Source organism: Mesorhizobium sp. B3-1-7 (genome assembly GCF_006439385.1).
Taxonomy (GTDB): Bacteria; Pseudomonadota; Alphaproteobacteria; order Rhizobiales; family Rhizobiaceae; genus Mesorhizobium.
The window spans coordinates 1-19,779 of record NZ_VFTL01000045.1; the positions used below are offsets into that span (position 1 = coordinate 1).

At 63.6% G+C, this 19,779-nt stretch carries 23 protein-coding genes; 5 read left to right on the forward strand and 18 right to left on the reverse strand.

Annotated elements, in window-relative coordinates; genetic code table 11:
* Positions 1 to 120: 120 nt before the first annotated feature.
* From FJ417_RS28735 to FJ417_RS28765, 7 genes are all read right to left on the reverse strand, one after another.
* Positions 121 to 900, reverse strand: coding sequence for a succinate dehydrogenase iron-sulfur subunit (locus FJ417_RS28735; RefSeq protein WP_140785770.1), 780 nt, complete (start codon positions 898 to 900; stop codon positions 121 to 123).
* Complete coding sequence (locus FJ417_RS28740; protein WP_140785771.1) at positions 893 to 1,738, reverse strand: hypothetical protein; 846 nt, start codon at positions 1,736 to 1,738, stop codon at positions 893 to 895. Before FJ417_RS28740 ends, FJ417_RS28735 begins: the two co-directional genes overlap by 8 nt.
* Before the next feature lie 17 nt (positions 1,739 to 1,755).
* Complete coding sequence (locus FJ417_RS28745; protein WP_140785772.1) at positions 1,756 to 2,217, reverse strand: hypothetical protein; 462 nt, start codon at positions 2,215 to 2,217, stop codon at positions 1,756 to 1,758.
* 23 nt (positions 2,218 to 2,240) lie between these two features.
* Positions 2,241 to 4,073, reverse strand: coding sequence for a succinate dehydrogenase flavoprotein subunit (gene sdhA / locus FJ417_RS28750; protein ID WP_140785773.1), 1,833 nt, complete (start codon positions 4,071 to 4,073; stop codon positions 2,241 to 2,243).
* 4 nt (positions 4,074 to 4,077) lie between these two features.
* Entirely contained in the window at positions 4,078 to 4,473 is a 396-nt protein-coding gene (gene sdhD / locus FJ417_RS28755) for a succinate dehydrogenase, hydrophobic membrane anchor protein (RefSeq protein ID WP_140785774.1), read from the reverse strand.
* Positions 4,473 to 4,895, reverse strand: coding sequence for a succinate dehydrogenase, cytochrome b556 subunit (gene sdhC / locus FJ417_RS28760; protein WP_140684948.1), 423 nt, complete (start codon positions 4,893 to 4,895; stop codon positions 4,473 to 4,475). Before sdhC ends, sdhD begins: the two co-directional genes overlap by 1 nt.
* 220 nt (positions 4,896 to 5,115) lie before the next feature.
* Positions 5,116 to 5,628 (reverse strand): hypothetical protein, encoded by a 513-nt coding sequence (locus FJ417_RS28765; RefSeq protein ID WP_140785775.1) that lies wholly within the window; start codon positions 5,626 to 5,628, stop codon positions 5,116 to 5,118.
* 356 nt (positions 5,629 to 5,984) lie between these two features.
* On the opposite strand from FJ417_RS28765, the gene FJ417_RS28770 reads away from it, so the two are divergent.
* Complete coding sequence (locus FJ417_RS28770; RefSeq protein ID WP_140785776.1) at positions 5,985 to 6,341, forward strand: hypothetical protein; 357 nt, start codon at positions 5,985 to 5,987, stop codon at positions 6,339 to 6,341.
* 234 nt (positions 6,342 to 6,575) lie between these two features.
* Here the strand turns inward: FJ417_RS28770 and FJ417_RS28775 are convergent, their stop codons facing one another.
* Positions 6,576 to 7,772, reverse strand: coding sequence for a GGDEF domain-containing protein (locus FJ417_RS28775; RefSeq protein ID WP_140785777.1), 1,197 nt, complete (start codon positions 7,770 to 7,772; stop codon positions 6,576 to 6,578).
* A gap of 161 nt (positions 7,773 to 7,933) precedes the next feature.
* Here FJ417_RS28775 and FJ417_RS28780 point away from each other — a divergent pair, with 161 nt between their 5' ends.
* Positions 7,934 to 8,239, forward strand: a complete 306-nt coding sequence (locus FJ417_RS28780) for a hypothetical protein (RefSeq protein ID WP_140659908.1) — start codon at positions 7,934 to 7,936, stop codon at positions 8,237 to 8,239.
* Positions 8,240 to 8,302: 63 nt separating this feature from the next.
* On the opposite strand, the gene leuC is transcribed toward FJ417_RS28780, so the two are convergent.
* The 8 genes from leuC to rplS all read right to left on the reverse strand — a co-directional run bounded on the left by leuC (position 8,303) and on the right by rplS (position 15,025).
* Positions 8,303 to 9,712, reverse strand: coding sequence for a 3-isopropylmalate dehydratase large subunit (leuC, locus tag FJ417_RS28785; RefSeq protein WP_140785778.1), 1,410 nt, complete (start codon positions 9,710 to 9,712; stop codon positions 8,303 to 8,305).
* 66 nt (positions 9,713 to 9,778) lie between these two features.
* Positions 9,779 to 9,904 (reverse strand): hypothetical protein, encoded by a 126-nt coding sequence (locus FJ417_RS33870; RefSeq protein ID WP_140659910.1) that lies wholly within the window; start codon positions 9,902 to 9,904, stop codon positions 9,779 to 9,781.
* 364 nt (positions 9,905 to 10,268) lie between these two features.
* Positions 10,269 to 10,919, reverse strand: a complete 651-nt coding sequence (locus FJ417_RS28795) for a class I SAM-dependent methyltransferase (RefSeq protein ID WP_140659911.1) — start codon at positions 10,917 to 10,919, stop codon at positions 10,269 to 10,271.
* A gap of 122 nt (positions 10,920 to 11,041) precedes the next feature.
* Positions 11,042 to 11,854, reverse strand: a complete 813-nt coding sequence (locus tag FJ417_RS28800; protein WP_140785779.1) for an amino acid ABC transporter permease — start codon at positions 11,852 to 11,854, stop codon at positions 11,042 to 11,044.
* 261 nt (positions 11,855 to 12,115) lie between these two features.
* Positions 12,116 to 12,913, reverse strand: a complete 798-nt coding sequence (locus FJ417_RS28810) for a transporter substrate-binding domain-containing protein (protein ID WP_140785780.1) — start codon at positions 12,911 to 12,913, stop codon at positions 12,116 to 12,118.
* Positions 12,914 to 13,144: 231 nt separating this feature from the next.
* The gene (locus FJ417_RS28815) at positions 13,145 to 13,624 is read right to left on the reverse strand and encodes a MarR family transcriptional regulator (RefSeq protein WP_246687578.1); all 480 of its coding nucleotides are present in this window, start codon (positions 13,622 to 13,624) and stop codon (positions 13,145 to 13,147) included.
* Between the two features lie 17 nt (positions 13,625 to 13,641).
* Positions 13,642 to 14,061: an organic hydroperoxide resistance protein gene (locus FJ417_RS28820; RefSeq protein ID WP_140785782.1), complete on the reverse strand. Its 420-nt coding sequence runs from the start codon at positions 14,059 to 14,061 to the stop codon at positions 13,642 to 13,644.
* Between the two features lie 427 nt (positions 14,062 to 14,488).
* On the reverse strand, positions 14,489 to 15,025 hold the full coding sequence (gene rplS / locus FJ417_RS28825) for a 50S ribosomal protein L19 (protein WP_140646029.1): 537 nt from the start codon (positions 15,023 to 15,025) through the stop codon (positions 14,489 to 14,491).
* A gap of 359 nt (positions 15,026 to 15,384) precedes the next feature.
* Here rplS and FJ417_RS28830 point away from each other — a divergent pair, with 359 nt between their 5' ends.
* Positions 15,385 to 16,137 (forward strand): sulfite exporter TauE/SafE family protein, encoded by a 753-nt coding sequence (locus tag FJ417_RS28830; protein ID WP_140785783.1) that lies wholly within the window; start codon positions 15,385 to 15,387, stop codon positions 16,135 to 16,137.
* Here the strand turns inward: FJ417_RS28830 and trmD are convergent.
* Both trmD and rimM read right to left on the reverse strand, forming a co-directional pair.
* The gene (trmD, locus tag FJ417_RS28835; protein ID WP_140785784.1) at positions 16,119 to 16,820 is read right to left on the reverse strand and encodes a tRNA (guanosine(37)-N1)-methyltransferase TrmD; all 702 of its coding nucleotides are present in this window, start codon (positions 16,818 to 16,820) and stop codon (positions 16,119 to 16,121) included. The two genes, FJ417_RS28830 and trmD, sit on opposite strands and share 19 nt — an antisense overlap.
* Positions 16,817 to 17,416 carry a ribosome maturation factor RimM gene (rimM, locus tag FJ417_RS28840; RefSeq protein ID WP_140646026.1) on the reverse strand — a complete coding sequence of 200 codons (600 nt, stop codon included), beginning with the start codon at positions 17,414 to 17,416 and terminating at the stop codon, positions 16,817 to 16,819. Before rimM ends, trmD begins: the two co-directional genes overlap by 4 nt.
* 98 nt (positions 17,417 to 17,514) lie before the next feature.
* Between rimM and FJ417_RS28845 the strand changes: the two genes are divergently transcribed.
* A complete protein-coding gene (locus tag FJ417_RS28845) occupies positions 17,515 to 18,453 on the forward strand; it encodes a tyrosine recombinase XerC (protein WP_140707172.1) in 939 nt (312 codons plus the stop codon).
* Between the two features lie 224 nt (positions 18,454 to 18,677).
* Positions 18,678 to 19,742 carry a TraB/GumN family protein gene (locus FJ417_RS28850; protein WP_140707174.1) on the forward strand — a complete coding sequence of 355 codons (1,065 nt, stop codon included), beginning with the start codon at positions 18,678 to 18,680 and terminating at the stop codon, positions 19,740 to 19,742.
* Positions 19,743 to 19,779: the final 37 nt, after the last annotated feature.

Here is a 19,779-nt window from a genome sequence, read left to right on the forward strand (position 1 = left end):
GCGCTGTTGACGAAGCTGCTGATCTCCCCCCTTGTGGCCCCTTGTGGGGAGATGTCCGGCAGGACAGAGGGGGGCGCGAAGGATCGCTGCCTTCAAAGCACCGCGAGCGAATTCGCCCGACTAGACCCTTCTCTCCACCATCATCTTCTTGATCTCGGCGATCGCCTTGGCGGGATTGAGCCCCTTCGGGCAGGTCTGCGCGCAGTTCATGATGGTGTGGCAGCGATAGAGGCGGAACGGGTCTTCGAGATTGTCGAGCCGCTCGCCTGTCGCCTCGTCGCGGGAATCGATCAGCCAGCGATAGGCCTGCAGCAGCGTAGCCGGGCCGAGATAGCGCTCGCCGTTCCACCAATAGCTCGGGCATGAGGTCGAGCAGCAGGCGCACAATATGCACTCGTAGAGCCCGTCGAGCTTTTCGCGGTCCTCGTGGCTCTGCAGCCATTCCTTGGCGGGCGTCGGCGAGACCGTCTGCAGCCAGGGCTGGATCGAAGCGTGCTGGGCATAGAAATTGGTGAGGTCAGGCACCAGGTCCTTGATCACAGCCATGTGCGGCAGCGGATAGACCTTCACGGCGCCCGAAATGTCCTCGGCGCCCTTGGTGCAGGCCAGCGTGTTCGAGCCGTCGATGTTCATGGCGCAGGAACCGCAGATGCCTTCGCGGCAGGAGCGGCGCAAGGTCAGCGTCGGGTCGATCTTGTTCTTGATCCACAACAGCGCGTCGAGAACCATCGGCCCGCAATCGTCCATGTCGACGAAATAGGTGTCCATGCGCGGGTTCTCATCATCATCCGGCGACCAGCGGTAGACGCGGTATTCGCGCAGGTTCGTCGCGCCATCCGGCTTAGGCCAGGTCTTGCCCTGCTGGACTTTCGAATTCTTGGGAAGTGTTAGCTCAACCATTTTTCTCTAGAGCTCCGTATATCTTGCGGGCTTCATCCGGCCACGTGGCGTCCAACTCATTCTGCAGGTAGAGCAAGTTTTGATCTTGAAACGAACCTTCGTATTTTCTGCCAATAACGAACAAATCGCTGCTCGTCCCGAGAACACGGCGGTGCCAAGAATCTAGAAGCCGTCTATCAAGTGGCTTTCGGCCAACGTGCGCAACCAGCCCATCCAAAAAGAATCTAAATATCGGTATATCGGGATAAGCTCCGTCAAACATCTTTGTCATCTTTATCGTTTGGCGAAGCGGCGTAATATTTTGCGGCTGTCCTTTAGTTGTGAGTAAAATCAGCACAACCGGAAAATCCGACGGACTACCCTCTATTCGCCCCTCAACTATCTTTCGGAGTTTTTCACGCGCAAGAAAATCAATGCGGATCTCTCTAAATTGAGGTCTACGTGTTGCCACGGAGCGCCAAAGCAAACTTAGGAAAAATAGGCGGAGGGCTTTCGTATCGACGTTTGGAATTTTAATGTATTCCATTCCCCATTCATCGTCGAGCTTTGTGCGTTCGGCAAGCTCCTTCGTTGGAAACCATCGCCAGCAGAGTCCGTGTTGACGAATTATCTTCGCCGCATCAGAATCATACCTCTCAAGGATGTCTTCTCCCGCGCGAGTCACGAGCTCGTCATCGTACCAGCCAGTTCCCCGTATGCCTGGTCGTCTCCCATCTTGGCCGAACTCGATTCGAAGTGTTTTATCGAGATTCTTGTCTACAAATGCCCGAGGCAAAATATGGGACCGAACAAAGGGACCCACGTTTCCCGTTAGTTTACATTTTCCCGTTTTGCCCATTCGACCGGCCTATGTGCCTACAAAATTATTCCTCCGAGCTGCTGATCAAGGCCCTCAATTAATTTATTGAGCTTCTTAATCTTCGCGACAAGCTCGGCAGTTTCTGCTCTGTCTCCGTTTTTGATAGCGTTAAAATAAGTTGCTTCTATCTCGTGCCGTATGCCAAATTTCGTATTGATAATTTGGTCCACAAGACGTCGCCCTGTAATGCTTATACCTTTCTGAGTGCCAAACGCCTCCAGTATGGAGAACGCTTTATAGACGCTATCTCTTGTATCACGTTGCCTGGTCGAAGCTCGACCGGCTGCGTAGTTCAAAGCATCGAATTCTTCGATGCTTGGAATCGATTCAAGGCGCGATATTGTGTCATTAGAAAAATATAAATGCTTCAAGGCAATTCTGATTTCGGCTAGCCTCTGCTTTTCCGCGCCGTCTTTGAGCGATTTGATGTACCCAATCGCCGCATCAAGAATGGACACGACGTCTCCAACCCCCAGCATATTCAATACACCCTGGCCTTCGGCGCGATCTTGGCCAGGCTGATGCCGCCGTCCTTTTCCGCCAGCAGCGGCTCGGTGTGCACCGGCCGGTAGGTCAGCGTCACCTTGCCGTCTTCGCTCAGATGAGCCAGCGTATGCTTGCGCCAGTTGGCGTCGTCGCGCTTGTCGAAATCCTCACGCGCATGCGCGCCGCGGCTCTCCTTGCGCGCCTCGGCGCCGTAGACCGTGGAGATGGCGTTGGCCATCAGGTTTTCCAGCTCCAGCGTCTCGACGAGGTCGGAATTCCAGATCACAGAGCGGTCGGTGACCTTGATGTCCTTGAGTTCGCCCCAGAGTTCCGAAATCCGCTTGCAGCCGTTCTCGAGCGATTCCTGCGTGCGGAACACGGCGGCGTCTTCCTGCATGGCGCGCTGCATTCTCTCGCGCAGCACCGCCGTCGGCGTCGAGCCGTTGGCGTGGCGCAGCCTGTCGAAGCGCTCCATGATCTTTTCGACCGAAGCTTCGTTGGGCGATGGGATCGCCGACTTGCGGTCGATCACCTGGCCGGCGCGGATGGCCGCCGCGCGGCCGAACACGACGAGGTCGATCAGCGAGTTCGAGCCGAGCCGGTTGGCACCATGCACCGAAGCGCAGCCGGCCTCGCCGACGGCCATCAGGCCGGGCGACACGCGGTCGGGATGCTCGGCCGTCGGGTTGAGCACCTCGCCCCAGTAATTGGTCGGCACGCCGCCCATGTTGTAGTGCACCGTCGGCAGCACCGGGATCGGCTCCTTGGTGAGGTCGACGCCGGCAAAGATCTTGGCCGACTCGGAAATACCCGGCAGCCGCTCGTGCAGCACCGCCGGATCGAGATGGTCGAGATGCAGGAAGATGTGGTCCTTGTTCTTGCCGACGCCGCGGCCCTCGCGGATCTCCAGCGTCATGCAGCGCGAGACGACGTCGCGCGAGGCGAGATCCTTGGCAGACGGCGCGTAGCGCTCCATGAAGCGCTCGCCCTCGGAATTGACGAGATAGCCGCCCTCGCCGCGCGCGCCTTCGGTGATCAGGCAGCCGGCGCCGTAGATGCCGGTCGGGTGGAACTGCACGAACTCCATGTCCTGCAGCGGCAGCCCGGCCCTGGCTGCCATGCCGCCGCCGTCGCCGGTGCAGGTATGCGCCGAGGTGGCGGAGAAATAGGCTCGCCCATAGCCGCCGGTCGCCAGCACCACCATCTTGGCCGAGAAGCGGTGGATGGTGCCGTCATCGAGGTTCCAGGCGACGACGCCGGTGCAGGTGCCGTCCGGCTCCATGATCAGGTCGAGCGCGAAATACTCGATGAAGAACTGCGCATTGTTCTTCAGTGACTGGCCGTAGAGCGTATGCAGGATGGCGTGGCCGGTGCGGTCGGCGGCAGCACAGGTGCGCTGCACCGGCGGACCGTCGCCATAGTTCATCATGTGGCCGCCGAACGGCCGCTGGTAGATCTTGCCTTCCTCGGTGCGCGAGAACGGCACGCCGTAATGCTCGAGCTCGTAGACGGCGGCCGGCGCCTCGCGCACCATATATTCCATGGCGTCGACATCGCCCAGCCAGTCCGAGCCCTTGACGGTGTCGTACATGTGCCACTGCCAGGAATCGGGACCCATGTTGGACAGCGAGGCGGCGATGCCGCCTTGCGCGGCCACCGTGTGCGAACGCGTCGGAAACACTTTGGTGATGCAGGCGGTGCGCAGCCCCTGCTCGGCCATGCCGAGCGTGGCGCGCAGGCCGGCGCCGCCGGCGCCGACGATCACGACGTCGAATTTATGGTCGACAAAAGTGTAGGCGGAAGCCGTGTTGCTTGTATCCTTGGCCAAGGCCTCAGCCTCCGAATGCGAGTTTGAGCAGGGCAAACAGCGAAGCCACGCCGACCGCCACGCAGAAGAAGGTGTTGAGCGCGATCAGCGCCAACCTCAGGCCTTCGCCATGCACGTAATCCTCGATGATCACCTGCATGCCGATGCGCATGTGGTAAAGCGGCGAGATCAGCACCAGCCCGAGCATGACCACCACGAACGGGTTCGCAAGCGCCGCCCGCACATCCGCGTAGTCACGGCCGTTGATCGCGATCAGGAAGCCGACGAAAAACAGGATCAAAGGAATGTTGGCGATGGCGGTCAGCCGCTGCCGCCAGAAATGCCCGGTGCCTTCGCGGGCCGAACCGAGGCCGCGGACTCTCGCCAGCGGCGTGCGCATGTCCGAATTGTTGGCGGCCATCAGAAAGCTCCCCGCGCCATATAGCCGGCGATCCAGATCAGAAGCGTCAGCACGATCGAGCCGGCGAGCGTCGCCCAGGCGATCCTCGACGCGGTGTGTTTTTCCAGTCCGGCTCCGGTGTCCCAGACAAGGTGGCGCAGCCCGCCCAGCATGTGGTGCATCAGCGCCCAGGTATAGCCGAACAGAACCAGCCGGCCGAGCCAGGAACCGAAGGCCCAATTGACCCAGTCGAAGGCGGCCTGCGAGCTCGAAGCTGCGATCAGCCACGCCGCCACCAGCAGCGTCCCGAAATAGAGCGCGCCGCCGGTGATGCGATGGATGATCGACATCGTCATCGTGATCGGCGGCCGGTAGACCGTCAGATGCGGCGAGAGCGGCCGTTCACGTCTGGCAACTGCGCGGGTGGCTGGTGATTTGCTCATGGCTCCCCCAGATCGGCATCCTGGAGCCGCGATGCGGCGTTTGCCGCCCTCATATATGGCTTCGGACAGCCGGTTTCTAATGCTCTTTTTGCACCGCGTCAAAGCCGGAAAAACGTTTTGGAAACATCATTTAGTCTGACAAATTGGAGGCCGCGCGCTTCAATCGATTAGCGGCTGTTTAGAAGCCGGCGCAGCGTTCGCTGCAGTGCAACAAACTGCGCTATCTTCTGCAAGTCTGCGGGGTGGATCCCCTCTTCATCACCAGCGCCTCGCGTCCGTCGATCACGATTGCGTCATGCGTCGCCGCTTCCTGGTAGCGGCTGCTCTGGTTGGCGGGCGAGGCGGCGAACTCCTCGGCCGAGCCATCGGGCCGCATGACGCGCAATGCGCTGCCCAGATTCTGGATGGTGATCATGCCGCCATTGCCGCACCTGTAGGTGGCCGTGCCGATGCCGGACCGCGGCGTGGTAAGATCGGTGATGATTTTGGTTGCGGGTGGCGCAGGCGGTGCGGGCGTCTTGGCCGCTGTCGGGACCGACACTGCCGCAGGTACTGGGGGCGTCGCAGGTATCGACGTCGCCGCTGGCGCGGCGGGCTGCTGGTTCGGCGCAGGCGAAGCCGGCAGCGGTGCGGCATCGGCCGACTTGGGCGCGCCGTCCTGCGGTACGCAGGCCGCGGCCGCGAGAAGCAGCGGGACGATGATCGAGACCCGAACCGTGTGGCCAAAGCTCATACGCTGCCCTTTCGTGCGCGGCACCCTACAGCAATTCCGGGAAAAGTGTGAACGGTTGGGTTCGGCTCTTCGCCGTAGCCTTCCGTCCGCAATTGCGTCGAAACAAAGAGGGAGGCGGTTGCCTTTCCGTGAAACGGTGGACCGCTGTAGCCACGCGGCGACGCAAGATCAAGTTGACCGGGAGTCAGCCCTGCTCCAGGCCGCCCCGCCGCCGGGAAAGCCGGACCTCGAAAATTAACCATGTTCCTTAAGAAGCGGCGCCGAAAGCCTCCCGCCTCTTAACAAAGGTTAAGAAAGGGTTAATTTCCGATTCGAACCGGAATTCAGGCGCGACGCGCTGATCAAGGGAGAACGACATGCGTTCGAATTCAGTGCGGGCAAGCCTTGCCGCCGCGGCGCTGGCGGGGCTGGTGACGGCCATCACCGCGCCGGCCGAAGCGGGCCTGCGCCACCATGACCGTGTCTATGCCGATTCCTTCGGCAATCTCGTCATCGACAGCGCCGCCGGCTACAAGCGCATCGTCGTCGGCGAGGGCAAGCTTGCGAAAAAGCTTTCCGAATTCACCAGCGCCGGCCAGCCGGGTGTCGTCTATGACGATGCGGACGAACCCGGCGCGCCCGGCTGCTACCAGCCGCCGGTGCTGGTGAAGGGCCGCTCCTATATGTACGGGCTTTCCGACGGCGAGATGCCCAATCTCAGCCCTTGCCGTTGAAGATCGTCGGCGTTTGGCGCCGTCACAGCGCGCCTGACACGCGTCCGGTGTCATAGAAGACAACCGCCATGAATGCCGCCGCCGGCAGCCCGGCGACGAGCAGGTTGATCATCAGGCTGAAGTCCGCGCTCGGGTCAAGCCCGAGGATGACGAAGTTGCAGGAGCTTCGGGCAATCGCGAACGTTGCGATCGCCTTCTGGACTAAGCAGGGGGGTTGCGCCGGGCCTGCATGTATCAGCCGACGGCGAGCGGCTCGGCAGCGAAGGCGGTTTCAGGTCTCTCATAGGAAAGCCGCACGCTGTCGCGGCCGTTCTTCTTGGCCTTGTAGAGCGCCTCGTCGGCGCGCCGCATCAGCGGCATCAGCCCTTCCCTGCCGGAGCGGGCGGCGACGCCGAAGCTGGCGGTCACCCTGATGCCGGGCGGCAGCCCGTCGATCGCGCCGGCCGAATAGAAAGCGCGGATTGCTTCGGCGAAGAGCCTTGCCGCCCCCAGGTCGCTGAGCGGCAAAAGCACGGCGAACTCTTCGCCGCCGATGCGGCCGGCGGCCCCGCGCGCGCCGGTGGCGGAACGCAGCTTGGCGGCGAAGTCGGCGATCACCCGGTCGCCGGCCTCATGCCCATGTTGGTCGTTCAGCGCCTTGAAGTGATCGAGATCGGCAAGCACCAGGGCGACGGGAAACCCCGCCTTGCCGCACTGGTCGAGCAACACGGTTGCCCGCTCCTCGAAGCCGCGGCGGTTGAGGATGCCCGAGAGCGGATCGGTATGGGTCTCGGCCTTCAGCGCCCGCATCACATCGAGCGCCGCGGCCGTGAACAGGCTAAGCGCGATCAGCAGCGACAACAGCGCGTGCGAAAGCAGCGCCGTCGTCCAGTAGGACGATCCGTAGAAGCCGTCATAGCCGGGGAACGGTCCATGCGCGATGACGACGATCAGCGTGCGGACGATGAAGTTCAGCCCCGAAAGCAGCGACAGCGCGAACAGGATTTTCTCGGTCGGACCGTTGTTGCGCACCGTTCTCAGTTCCGCGGCGACCAGCAGGCTGAGCGCGCCAAAGCCGAAATTCATGACGAGCACGCGCCAGGTGAGGTCCGGCTCGACGAACATGAACCAGATGAAAGCGGCGAGCCCGCCTCCGGTCACGATACCGATGCCGACATAGGGCACGCGCCGCCCGTAGCGCGCGACGATCGCGCTGGAGAGGCAGCAGGCCGCGATCGTGAAGCAGATGTTGGAAGCCAGCTTGGTCAGCGCCACGCCGATCGGAAGCGTGAAATACTGCAGCAGGAAACCCGGCGCCGACAGGCAGTAGCTCGCGCCGAGCGCGGCCAGATACGGGCGATGACGCTGATAGGAAAACAGCACGAGGAACGCGGCGCCAAGCGCCAGCGCTATCGACGGATTGAGCAGCGCTATGAGCAGACCGGTGTCCAAAGGACTGCGACTTTCCCCAACTTACCCAGGGGGAGATACTAGGACCTAAGCCCAAACAAGCGGTTAAGCCCCCGACGAGCACATCGCATGCCACACGGAACCGGCCTGCCGGAGCGGCGTTGTCCGGCCAGGCAGGAGACGCCAGACGGGAGACGATCGAGATGGCCGGCACGATCACTTTGACGAACCACGATGAAATCCGCTCCTGGGCGGCGGCGCGCGCCGGTTTCCCGGCCATCGTCGACATCTCCCCCGAGGCGGGAACGCAGCCCATGCTGCGGCTGGTTTTTGGGCAGCAGGCCTATGAAGACACCGACCGCCCGGAGCGTTCGATCAACAGCGGCGGCTACGAGCTCGTGGAGTGGGACGAGTGGTTCAGGATTTTCGACGAGCGGCAGTTGGCCTTGGTCGTCGCCGCCGACGAGCCCGGCCGGCGCGAGGAGTTTCACGAGATCATTCGCAGATAGAGCGCTGAAAGCAAAAGGCCCGGACGTCCTGTCCGGGCCTTTGTTGAGAGACGCAGCCGGCTGTTACTTCCAGTCGCGGATGTCGACAAAGTGGCCGGCGATCGCGGCGGCCGCCGCCATGGCCGGCGACACCAGGTGGGTGCGGCCCTTGAAGCCCTGCCGGCCCTCGAAATTGCGGTTCGAGGTCGAGGCGCAGCGTTCATGCGGCTTCAGCCGGTCGTCATTCATGGCCAGGCACATCGAGCAGCCCGGCTCGCGCCAATCGAAGCCGGCGGCGACGAAGATCTTGTCGAGGCCCTCGGCCTCCGCTTGTTCCTTGACCAGGCCCGAGCCGGGCACGATCATGGCATTGACGCGCGGATTGACGGTCTTGCCCTCGACCACCTTGGCGGCGGCGCGCAGGTCCTCGATGCGGCCATTGGTGCAGGAGCCGATGAAGACGCGGTCGAGCGCGATGTCGGTGATCTTGGTTCCAGGCGTCAGCCCCATATAGTCGAGCGCGCGGATCTTCGACGTGCGCTTGTTCTCGTCCGCGATCTCTTGCGGATTGGGCACGATGCCCTGCACCGAGACGACGTCTTCGGGCGAGGAGCCCCAGGAGACGATCGGCGGCAGTTTTTGCGCGTCGAGTACCACGACCTTGTCGAAATGCGCGCCTTCGTCGGACTGCAGCGTCTTCCAATAGGCGAGCGCGGCATCCCAGGCAGCGCCCTTCGGCGCGCGCGGCTTGTCCTTCACATAGGCAAAGGTCGTCTCGTCCGGCGCGATCAGGCCGGCGCGGGCGCCGCCCTCGATCGACATGTTGCAGATCGTCATGCGGCCTTCCATCGACAGCGAGCGGATCGCTTCGCCGGCATATTCGATGACGTAGCCGGTGCCGCCGGCGGTGCCGATCTCGCCGATGATGGCAAGGATGATGTCCTTGGCGGTGACGCCTTCCGGCAACTGGCCGTCGACGCGCACCAGCATATTCCGGGCCTTGCGCTGGATCAGCGTCTGGGTGGCCAGCACATGCTCGACTTCCGACGTGCCGATGCCATGCGCCAGCGCGCCGAAAGCGCCGTGCGTGGAGGTGTGGCTGTCGCCGCAGACGATGGTCATGCCCGGCAGGGTGAAGCCCTGTTCCGGTCCGATGATGTGGACGATGCCCTGGCGGATATCGTTCTCGGAATAATATTCGATGCCGAAATCCTTGGCGTTCTTGGCCAGCGCCTCGACCTGGATGCGGCTTTCCTCGTTCTTGATGCCGAACTTGCGCTCGGGCGAGGTCGGCACGTTATGGTCGACCACGGCCAGCGTCTTTTCCGGATGGCGGACCTTGCGGCCACTCATGCGCAGGCCCTCGAAGGCCTGCGGGCTGGTGACTTCGTGGACGAGGTGGCGGTCGATATAGAGCAGGCAGGTGCCGTCGTCCTGGCGGTCGACCGTGTGGTCGTCGAAGATCTTGTCGTAGAGGGTGCGCGGTGCGCTCATGTGCGTAAATCCGTCGATATGAGAATAGGAAAAGCTGGCGTGGCTTCGGCCGGCAAGCGACTTCGATCAGTCGGCCCGGCGAAGTCGGCAGGTGAGCGCGCCGCAGACCCGCGCGGCAAATCGCGACGGCAGGCGCTTTCTGTCCTGCAGCACGAAGCCCTTGTAGGCCGGATCGCTGAAAAGCTTTTCCATGGCGGCGTAGATAGCAATGTTTTGGCTTTTCGGCAATTGCGCGCGGGGCCTGGTTCCTCGCCCTCACATTCCCACACCTTCGGAGGGCAAAGGCAGAGCGCCAAGGTCGGCGAGCGCGCGCCCTTCCTCTCCCCCGCCGATCGGGGGAGAGGTGGCAAGCGAAGCTCGACGGAGTGGGGGTCGACTTGGCTCGGCCATTGTTATTTCAAACCGAGCAATGCCTCGGCTTTATAGGGGCCGGTGGCGAGTTATTAGCGACGGCGCATTTGAGGACCGCCGTCCCCCGCTCCGTCGCTGCTTCGCAGCGCCACCTCTCCCCCCTCCGGAGGGAGAGGAAGGGAGGCAAGATCGGCGAGCTCACGGCTCAAACCACCTCGAACACGAACGTCTTCACCAGCGCTTCCGGGTCGCCGATCGCGTAGCAGCGGAACCACGGGCTTTGCTCTACGAGCCGCCATCTCTTCGCCTGGGTCAGCTCGTCGAACACCGTTTGAAAGCCGCCGCTCTCGAAAACCTGGTCGCGCACGGTGAAGATGGCATGGCCGCCGCTTTTGGTGATGCGCACCAGTTCGTGCAGGCCGGAGGCAGGGGCATGACCGATGGTGAAGACGCCGGTCGAGAAGAAGGCGCGGAAATGCCGGTCGGGCCAAGGCAGCGGACCGCCGAGCATCGCCTTCTTCAACTCGCCATAGGCCGGCTTGCCATTGGCTTGGCGGCTGCCGGCGATCTTCAGCATGTCGTCGGAGAGGTCGAGGCCGGCGATGTCGCCATAGCCCAGAGCCTTGAGCGACGGCCCCGACAGGCCCGTGCCGCAGCCGGCGTCGAGCAGCGGACCTTCGCCCGCCGGCACGTGCCGCGCCACCCAGGCGGTGATCAGGAAAGGCAGGAGATAGCCGAGCGAGGCGGTCTCGCTGTCATAGGTCGCGGCCCAGTCGGCATAGGCCTTTGCGAGTCCTTCCGGCGAGTCGGCCGAATAGACGGAGTCCAGCGCCGCATTGGCCTTGTCGAAATTCATGGGACGTCTCCTCCGCCGGATGCATGTGACCAAGGTAGAGCAATTCCAGGAAAAGTGGGAACCGGTTTTCCGTCCGGAATTGCGTCGGAAACAAAGAGGTAGCGCCGACTTTGGCGCCCCCGCTATTGCTGATGCTGCCGGCGCAGCCGCTGTTCCAGCGTCCGCAGCGCCAGCGACAGGCCGACGGTCAGGATGAGGTAGATATAGGCGACGATCGAATAGGTCTCGAAGAAGCGGAAGGAGCCCGCGGCATAGACCTTGCCGATCTGGGTGATGTCGGCGACGCCGAGCACCGAGACCAGCGAGGAATCCTTGACCATGGCGACGAAGTCGTTGCCGAGCGGCGGCAGGATCATGCGGATCGCCTGTGGGAACACGATCAGCCGGAAGCGCTGCGCCCGGCTGAGCCCAAGCGCCTTCGCGGCTTCGATCTGTCCCTTCTCGACCGACTGGATGCCGGCGCGGAACACTTCCGAGATGAAGGCCGAGTAGCCGATGGTCAAAGCCATGATGGCGCGCCACAGCAGCGACACGTCGCGCACCAGCAGTTCGCCGATCAGGCCGGCGCTCTGCAGCGGCGCGGTCAACGCATTCCAGGCGGCGACGAAGGCCGGCGCGCCGGCAAAGGCGATCCAGAACAACAGCACCAGGATCGGCACGCCGCGGATGATCTCGACATAGAAGCGCGCGATCTGCCGCAGCCATTGCGACCCCGACAGCGCCATCAGCGCGATGCCGAGCCCGAGCGCGGAGGCCAGCGCGAATGCGACCGCGGTGACGAAGATGGTGATGCCGATGCCCTTGGCGACGGTGGCGAAGACTTGCGCATAGAGGTCGCTGGACGCAATGGCGAGGGCGGCGGCCAAAGCAAGCGCGAGGGCGGCGGCCAGCCACCAGGGGAATTCGGATTTGGCGGAGCGGGCGGGAACTGCCATCAGATGGCGCCGCCGACATAGAAATCTTGCAAGGACGGCGCGTGAGCCCCCCTCTCTGGCCTGCCGGCCATCTCCCCCTCAAGGGGGGAGATCGAATTTCGCGTTGGCTTTCGCCAATCACCAACATTGAATGAAGAACACCGTCGGCGGAGTTGCCAATCTCCCCCCTTGAGGGGGAGATGCCCGGCAGGGCAGAGAGGGGGGCCTGGGCGCAATGTCAGCGCAATTTCCTGCAAACCCACTGCGCACAACAAGACGAGCTCACTGCCCCATCTTGTAATCGAGGAACCATTTCTTGTTGAGCTTGTCGAACGTGCCGTCCGCCCTGAGCGCGGCGATCGCGGCATTGACCGGCTTCACCAGGTCCGACCCCTTCGGGAAGATGAAGCCGAAATCCTCGGTGCCGAGCGGCCCGCCAATCAGCTTCAGCTTGCCTTCGGAGGCATCGACATAGCCCTGGCCGGCGGTGCCGTCGGTGAGCACGACGTCGACGTCGCCCGTCTTCAGCGCCTGCACGGTCGCGCCGAAGGTCTCGAACAGCTTTATCCGCGGGTTCTGCTCGTTGCCGTCGAGCACGCTGTAGACGGCGGTGTAGAAAGGCGTGGTGCCCGGCTGGGCGCCGATCAGCCCGTCCTTGAAGGCGCCGAAGGTCTTGGCGTCGGTGAAGCGGCTTTCATCGCCGCGCACCAGCATGAATTGCTCCGAGCGCATATAGGGGTCGGAGAAGTCGACCTTCTCCTTGCGGTCGTCCTTGATGGTGATGCCGGTCATGCCGATGTTGTACTGATTGTCGGAAACCGCCTGGATCATCGCGTCCCAGGAGGTGTTCTGGTACTCGACCTTGAAGTTCAGCCGCTTGGCGATCTCGTCCATCGCGTCATATTCCCAGCCGATCTGCTTGCCGGTCTTCTTGTCGATGAACTGCAGCGGCGGATAGGCGTTCTCCGTTACCACCACGACCTTTTTGCCGCCGAGATCGGGCAAATTGTCGGCGAGCGCCGCGACAGGCGCGAGAAGGCAGGCCACCATGGCGGCCAGCAGCAGTTTCGACTTGGTCATGACAAATCTCCGAGGGTGCAGGCCGCGCTGCAATCTCGCGGCCAGGAAAAATCCGGTGCCGACTTTAGAGCAATTCCAGGAAAAGTGTGAAGCGGTTTTCCGTTCGGAATTGCGTAAAAACAAAGAGATAGAGCCGCATGCGCCTTGCAAGCCGGTCCGCGCTGAAGCAGGCCGGCCAACACGCAATCCGATGCTCTTCGGAGATGGTTTCGAGGACAGCCTTAGCGGCGTTCAGTCCTGATCGGCCGTGGCTTCGCGCAATCCGGCGACCAGTCGCGTCAGCGTGCCGTGCAGGGCTTTGAGTTCGGCTCGCTCCAGTGGCATGCCGCAGCTCAGTCCCTCCTGCACGCCCTTCATCTTCGCCCGCAGCGCCTGACCCTTCGCTGTCGGCTCGACCAGCACCCGGCGTTCGTCGGCGCTATCGCGCCGGCGGGTGACGAGGCCGCCGGCTTCCATCCGCTTGATCAGCGGCGTCAGCGTCGCCGAATCGAGGCCAAGTGCTGCGCCGAGCTCGCCGATCGTGCTCGGCGAATGCCGCCACAGGGCCAGCATCGCCAGATATTGCGGATAGGTGAGGCCGAGCGGATCGAGCAGCGGCCGGTAAAGCTTTGTCATCAGCCCGCTTGCCGAATAGAGCGCGAAGCAGAGCTGCTGGTCGAGGCGCGGCACCTCGAGCGCCCCGACGCCCTGCGCCGGAGCTTGCTTGGTCATGATTTCGGTTTTCGTCGTCATGCAGCCTTTGCCAAGAGCGCCACGTCGATATTGCCCCGGATGGCATTGGAATAGGGGCAGATCTTGTGCGCTTCGGATACAAGCGCCTCTGCGCCCGCCTGATCAAGTCCCTTGATCTCGGCCGCCAGTGAAACGCCGAGGCGGAAGCCGCCTTGGTCGTTCGGATAGAGGCTCACCGTGGAGGTGACCGAAGCGTCCTCAAGCGGCAGCTTCTGCTGGCGGGCGACGAAGCGCACCGCGCTCTCGAAGCAGGCGGCATAGCCGACGGCGAAAAGCTGTTCGGGATTGGTGGCGCCGCCCTTGCCGCCGAGTTCGTTCGGCATCGCCAGATCGACCTTGAGCAGGCCGTCGCTCGTCTCGCCGTGACCGTTGCGGCCGCCGGTGACGTGAGCCTGGGTGCTGTAAAGTGCCGACATTTTTGTCTCCATTTGATTTGTACACGATTATTTAGTGTACAAGGTAATTTGTTGTCAAGAGCCGCGATGTTCGTCCCTCACTTGTGTTCGGATGGATGAGAGGCACCGAGGTCGTCATCCACGGGCGAAGCGGAGCGTAGACCCGAGGATCCATTCCGTTACCACTGTCGTAGGGTGCGACGGAGCAGAATTCTGCACCGTAGCGGTGCTTCAAAGTCACGGAATGGATCCTCGGGTCTGCGCGCGTCGCTGCGCTCCTTGCTCCGCCCGTGGATGACGACGCTCAGATGTTTCAGCCAATCGCCAAGACATGCAGTCCGAGAACGCGGGTAGGATAGGACTTGATCGGGAACCGAAAGCCCTGGCTCTTCCGCCCAATGAAAAAGGCGGCCGAAGCCGCCTTTCCAAAACCTGTTTCGACGAAACCTTATTCGGCGGAGGCGGCCTCGGCCGAAGCAGCCTCAGCGGCGGCCTTCTTCTCGGCGGCTTCCTTGGCGGCCGTCTCGGCGGCCAGCGCCTGGGCGGCCGCGACCTTCTCGGCCTCGATGCGGGCGCGCTCGGCGGCCAAAGCATCACGCTCTTCGTCGTTCAGCTTGCGGGCGCGCACGCCGGTGTTTTCCGAAATGCGAGCCGACTTGCCGCGACGGTCGCGCAGGTAATAGAGCTTGGCGCGGCGAACCTTGCCGCGGCGCACGATCTCGACGCCCTCGACCATCGGCGAGTAGACCGGGAAAACGCGCTCGACGCCTTCGCCGTAGGAAATCTTGCGTACGGTGAAATTCTCCTGGAAGCCCGAGCCGGCGCGGGCGATGACGACGCCCTCATAGGCCTGGACGCGGGTGCGGGTGCCTTCGGTGACGCGCACCTGGACGCGCACGGTGTCGCCCGGCTGGAATTCTGGCAGCTTGCGCTTGGCTTCGATCTTGGCGGCCTGTTCGGCCTCGAGCTGACGGATGAGATCCATCTCAAATATCCACTTCTTGTTCTTCCGACAGTCAGAGCGTCCAACGCTCGCCTTGCAGTTCCAATGACCGCTCGGCTATGCCCCCAGTCCCCAAATTGTATCGGGGAACATCGGGCAGGGACGGCTACACCGCACTTGTTGACGGGTCCGAAAGATCGTTCTTCCGGTTCGGGCGGGCACATACAGGCATTTTGCCGCTTTGTCACGCCCTAATGCATGTCGCCTGGAAGTGTGAGCGGTTCCGGCACGGCCTCATGCATCAAAAAAGGACCTTGAGACATATTTTTTGCCCCCATGGCCCCACATTACCGCGGCCGTGCCGGGTTGCGCGCGGCTTGCAAGCTTCCTAAGCGGGGAAAATGACTTTTTTCGATGCCGCCTTGCTCTTTCTCTCGGGTTTTGTCTCCGGTGCGGTCAACGCCGTCGCCGGCGGCGGCACCTTCGTTACCTTCGGCGCCATGACGCTGGTCGGCGTGCCGCCGATCGTCGCCAACGCCACCTCCTCGGTGACGCAGTTTCCCGGCTACATCACCTCGACGCTGGCCTATCTCGACGACATCAGGCATTTCTGGCGCCAGGCGCTGCTGCTATGCGTGATCTCGGCCTTCGGCGCGCTGGTCGGTTCGCTCATCCTGCTTGCGCTTTCCAACCCGTCCTTTCGCGCGCTGGTGCCCTGGCTGCTGATCGCCGCGACCGCGCTGTTCGCCGCCGGGCCATGGTTGAAACCGGCGCCCAAGCCCGGCGCCGAAGCCAGGGTCGGCTCGTTCGCCGGGTCGCTCGCCCAGTTCGTAACCTCGATCTATGGCGGCTTCTTCGGTGCCGGCATGGGCGTCATGATGCTGGCCACGCTCGGCCTGACCCAGGCCGGCGACTACCACCGGCTCAACGCTCTGAAGAACATGCTGGCCGTGGTCATCGCGGCCATCGCCATCCTGGTCTTCGTTTCAGGCGGCGTCGTCGCCTGGCCGCAGGCGATCGTCATGATCCCGGGCGGCGCGCTCGGCGGCTATGCCGGCGTCTGGATCGCCAAGCGCGTGCCGCAGGGCGTGGTCCGCGGCTTCGTCGTCGCCGTCGGCCTGTTCCTTGCTTTCTACTATTTCACCAAGGGCTGAACCGCCCCCAGCAAATCCGGCCGACGCTCCCGTGTGAGCTTCTCGGCCTCGGCGCGCCGCCATTCGGCTATCTTCTTGTGGTTGCCGGAGATCAGCACGTCAGGGATCGGTCTGCCTTCGAATTCCTGCGGCCGCGTGTAATGCGGATGCTCGAGCAGGCCGTTCTCGAAACTCTCTTCCTCGCCCGACACCGCATTGCCCATGACGCCGGGCAAAAGCCGCACCACGGCGTCGAGCAGCACGAGCGCCGCCGGCTCGCCGCCCGACAGGATGAAATCGCCGATCGACACCTCCTCCAGACCCCGCGCCTCGATCAGCCGCTGGTCGACGCCTTCGAAACGGCCGCACAGGATGACGGCGCCCGGCCCGGCGGCCAGTTCGCGCACGCGCGCCTGCGTCAGCGGTTTTCCACGCGGGCTCATCAGCAGCCTTGGACGCTCATCGCCCGGCGGCGCGGCGTGGTCGATCGCCTTGGCCAGCACGTCGGCGCGCATCACCATGCCGGCGCCGCCGCCGGCCGGCGTGTCGTCGACCGTGCGGTGCCTGTCGCTGGCGAAATCGCGGATCTGGATCGCCTCGAGCGACCAGGTGCCGGCCTCCAGCGCGCGGCCGGCCAGCGACAGGCCGAGCGCGCCCGGGAACATCTCCGGATAGAGCGTCAGCACCGAAGCGGCAAAGCTCAACGGTTGCCTCCGGCATCCTTCGGTCCGCGCGGCCGGCCTTTCGGGTCGAAGCCGGCATCCCTGGGCGCTTCGCCGTCTTCTTCGTCTTCAACCAGCCCCGCCGCCTGAGGGTTGACCTCCACGAATCCGTCGGCGATCGAAACATGCGGCACGGCGGCCTGCGTGAACGGGATCAGCACGCCTTTGCGGCCGGCAAGCGTGACGTCGAGGATGTCGCCGCCACCGAAATTATGCACGGCGACGACCTTGCCGATGATGCCCGTATCGTCCCGGACGTCGAGACCGATGAGATCGGCGTGATAGAACTCGTCCTCCTCGCCGTCGTCGGGCAGCACCGAGCGGTCGACGAACAGCTCGGTGCCGGCCAAAGCCTCGGCGGCGTTGCGGTCACCGACGCCCTTGAAGCGCACGACCACGACCGTGCCGGCCGGCCGGATGTCCAGGATCTGGAAGGCGCGGCCATCCTTGGCATAAAGCGGACCGTAGTCGGCCAGCGCCAGCGGGTCCCCGGTGAAGGTCTTCACCCGCAATTCGCCCTTGATGCCGTGCGCGGCGCCGATAACGGCCATCTGTACGGGGTTTTCGAGCTTCGACATCGGCGGCGCTTCCTTTGCCCTGCTCTACCCCCCTGAGGCCATCATTTCAATGATCGCCTCTTCACCGCTTCCTAACCCGCATGCCCGAAACTGCCGCCATGCAGGAATTCCTCATCCCGGCCAAACCCGACCTCCAGGCGGCGCGCCAGACCTGGCTGAAGACGCTGGCGCATGAGCGCCGGCTGTCGCCGGAGACCGTCGAGGCCTATGAGCGCGACACCCGCCAGTTCCTGCATTTCTTGACCGAACATCGCGGCGGCTCTCCAGGCATCTCGGACATCGCCGACCTGCGCCCCGCCGATTTGCGCGGCTTCCTCGCCAAGCGCCGCAATGAAGGCGCTGGCGCGCGCACGCTGGGCCGCGGCCTTGCCGGCATCCGCTCGCTGCTGCGCTTTCTCGAACGGCGCGGCCTGGTCAATGCCGCCGGCGCGGCTGCTCTGCGCGCGCCGCGCCAGCCGAAATCGCTGCCCAAGCCGCTGACGGCAAGCGACGCCAAACAAGTGGTGGCGATGGAAGGCCAGCTCGCGGACGAGCCATGGATCGCCGCCCGCAATGCCGCCGTGCTGACGCTGCTTTATGGTTCCGGCCTGCGCATCTCCGAGGCGCTCGGCCTGACCGGCGCCGATCTCGCGACGGAAGCCGACACCGTGCTGCGCGTCACCGGCAAGGGCGGCAAGACGCGGCTGGTGCCGGTGCTGCCGGTGGCCCGCAAGGCGGTCATCGAATACCGCCGGCTCTGTCCCTTCCACATCGATACCAAGGAACTTCTGTTCCGCGGCGCGCGCGGCGGCCCGCTCAACCCGGCCATCGTCCAGCGCGAGATGGCCAGGCTGCGCTCGGCGCTCAACCTGCCCGACACCGCGACGCCGCATGCCTTGCGGCACTCCTTCGCCACCCATCTGCTCGGCCGCGGCGGCGACCTGCGCACCATCCAGGAACTGCTCGGCCACGCCAGTCTGTCGACCACCCAGATCTATACCGGCGTCGACACGGCAAGGCTGCTGGATATCTACGAGAAGGCGCATCCAAGGGCGTGAAGCCGCTGGGGGATGGCGCGAAGCCCTCCGGACTTCGTCATTCCAGGGCGGAGCAAGGAGCGAAGCGACGCGCGCAGACCCTGGAATGACGAAGCGATAAGCGTTGCGGCCAAAGCATTCTCTCCGAAAACCCGAGCGAACGTCAAAAGAGCTCACCGCACCGAAGACAATTTCTCCGACCCAATTAACCGTTTTGCCGCTTTTCCGCGCTAAGACGCTTCTCCATGAAACGCGTCATCGCCATCGCCGACCGCGCGGCCCTTGTCTCGTTGAAGCTGCTTGCGGCGCTCAACCTGCTGTTTTTCCTGTCTTTCATTGTCGTTCTGCTGATCGCCGGCCGGGCGCATGCCGAAGCGCCCAGTTGCGCCGGCGCCGATCTTTTGACCGCGCTGGAAAAGAACGACCCCGCCGCCTTCAAGAAGGTCGAGACCGAAGCGGCGGCCGTTCCCAACGGCAAGGGCCTGCTTTGGAAGCTGGAGAAGCCGGGCGAAAAGCCATCCTATCTGTTCGGCACCATGCACATGACCGATACGCGCGTCACCACGCTGCCGGCCGCCGCGCAGAAGGCCTATGACGGCGCCGGCACGATAGTCATCGAGACCACCGACGCGCTCGACAAGGCCAAGATGATGGCCGCCATGGCCAGCGAACCCGGCCTGATGATGTTCACCGACAACACCACCCTGTCGTCGCTGTTGTCGCCGCAGGATGCGGCGGCGCTGGACAAGGGGCTCGACGCCCGCGGCATTCCGCCGGCGACGGTCGCCAAGATGAAACCGTGGATCCTGTCGGCGATGATGGCGTTGCCGGCCTGCGAGGTGGCGCGCCAGAGCGCCGGCGAACCCGTGCTGGACGTCAAGCTCGCCTCGGACGCCAAGGCTTCGGGGAAAGACATCGAAGGGCTCGAGACCGCCGTCGATCAGTTGCGCGCCATGGCCTCGCTGCCGCTCGAATTCCATATGAAGAGCCTGGTCGAGACCATGAAGCTCGGCGACAAGGTGAACGACGTCAACGAGACGATGATCGTGCTCTACCAGCGTGGCGAGGTCGGCATGTTCTGGCCGCTCTTCCGGGCCGTGCTGCCGGAGACGGCGGACGACAAGGCCGGCTATGCCGCCTTCGAGCAGACCATGATCACCAGCCGCAACAAGGTGATGGCGGCGCATGCCGGGCCGATTTTGGCCAAGGGCAACGTTTTCATGGCCGTCGGCGCCATGCATCTGCCCGGTCCGGAAGGACTGGTCGAGGATTTTCGCAAGGCAGGGTATAGTGTTACCGCCGTCAACTGAGTCGTCTGGCGGCTGGCGGACCTGAAAACGCCGGTTT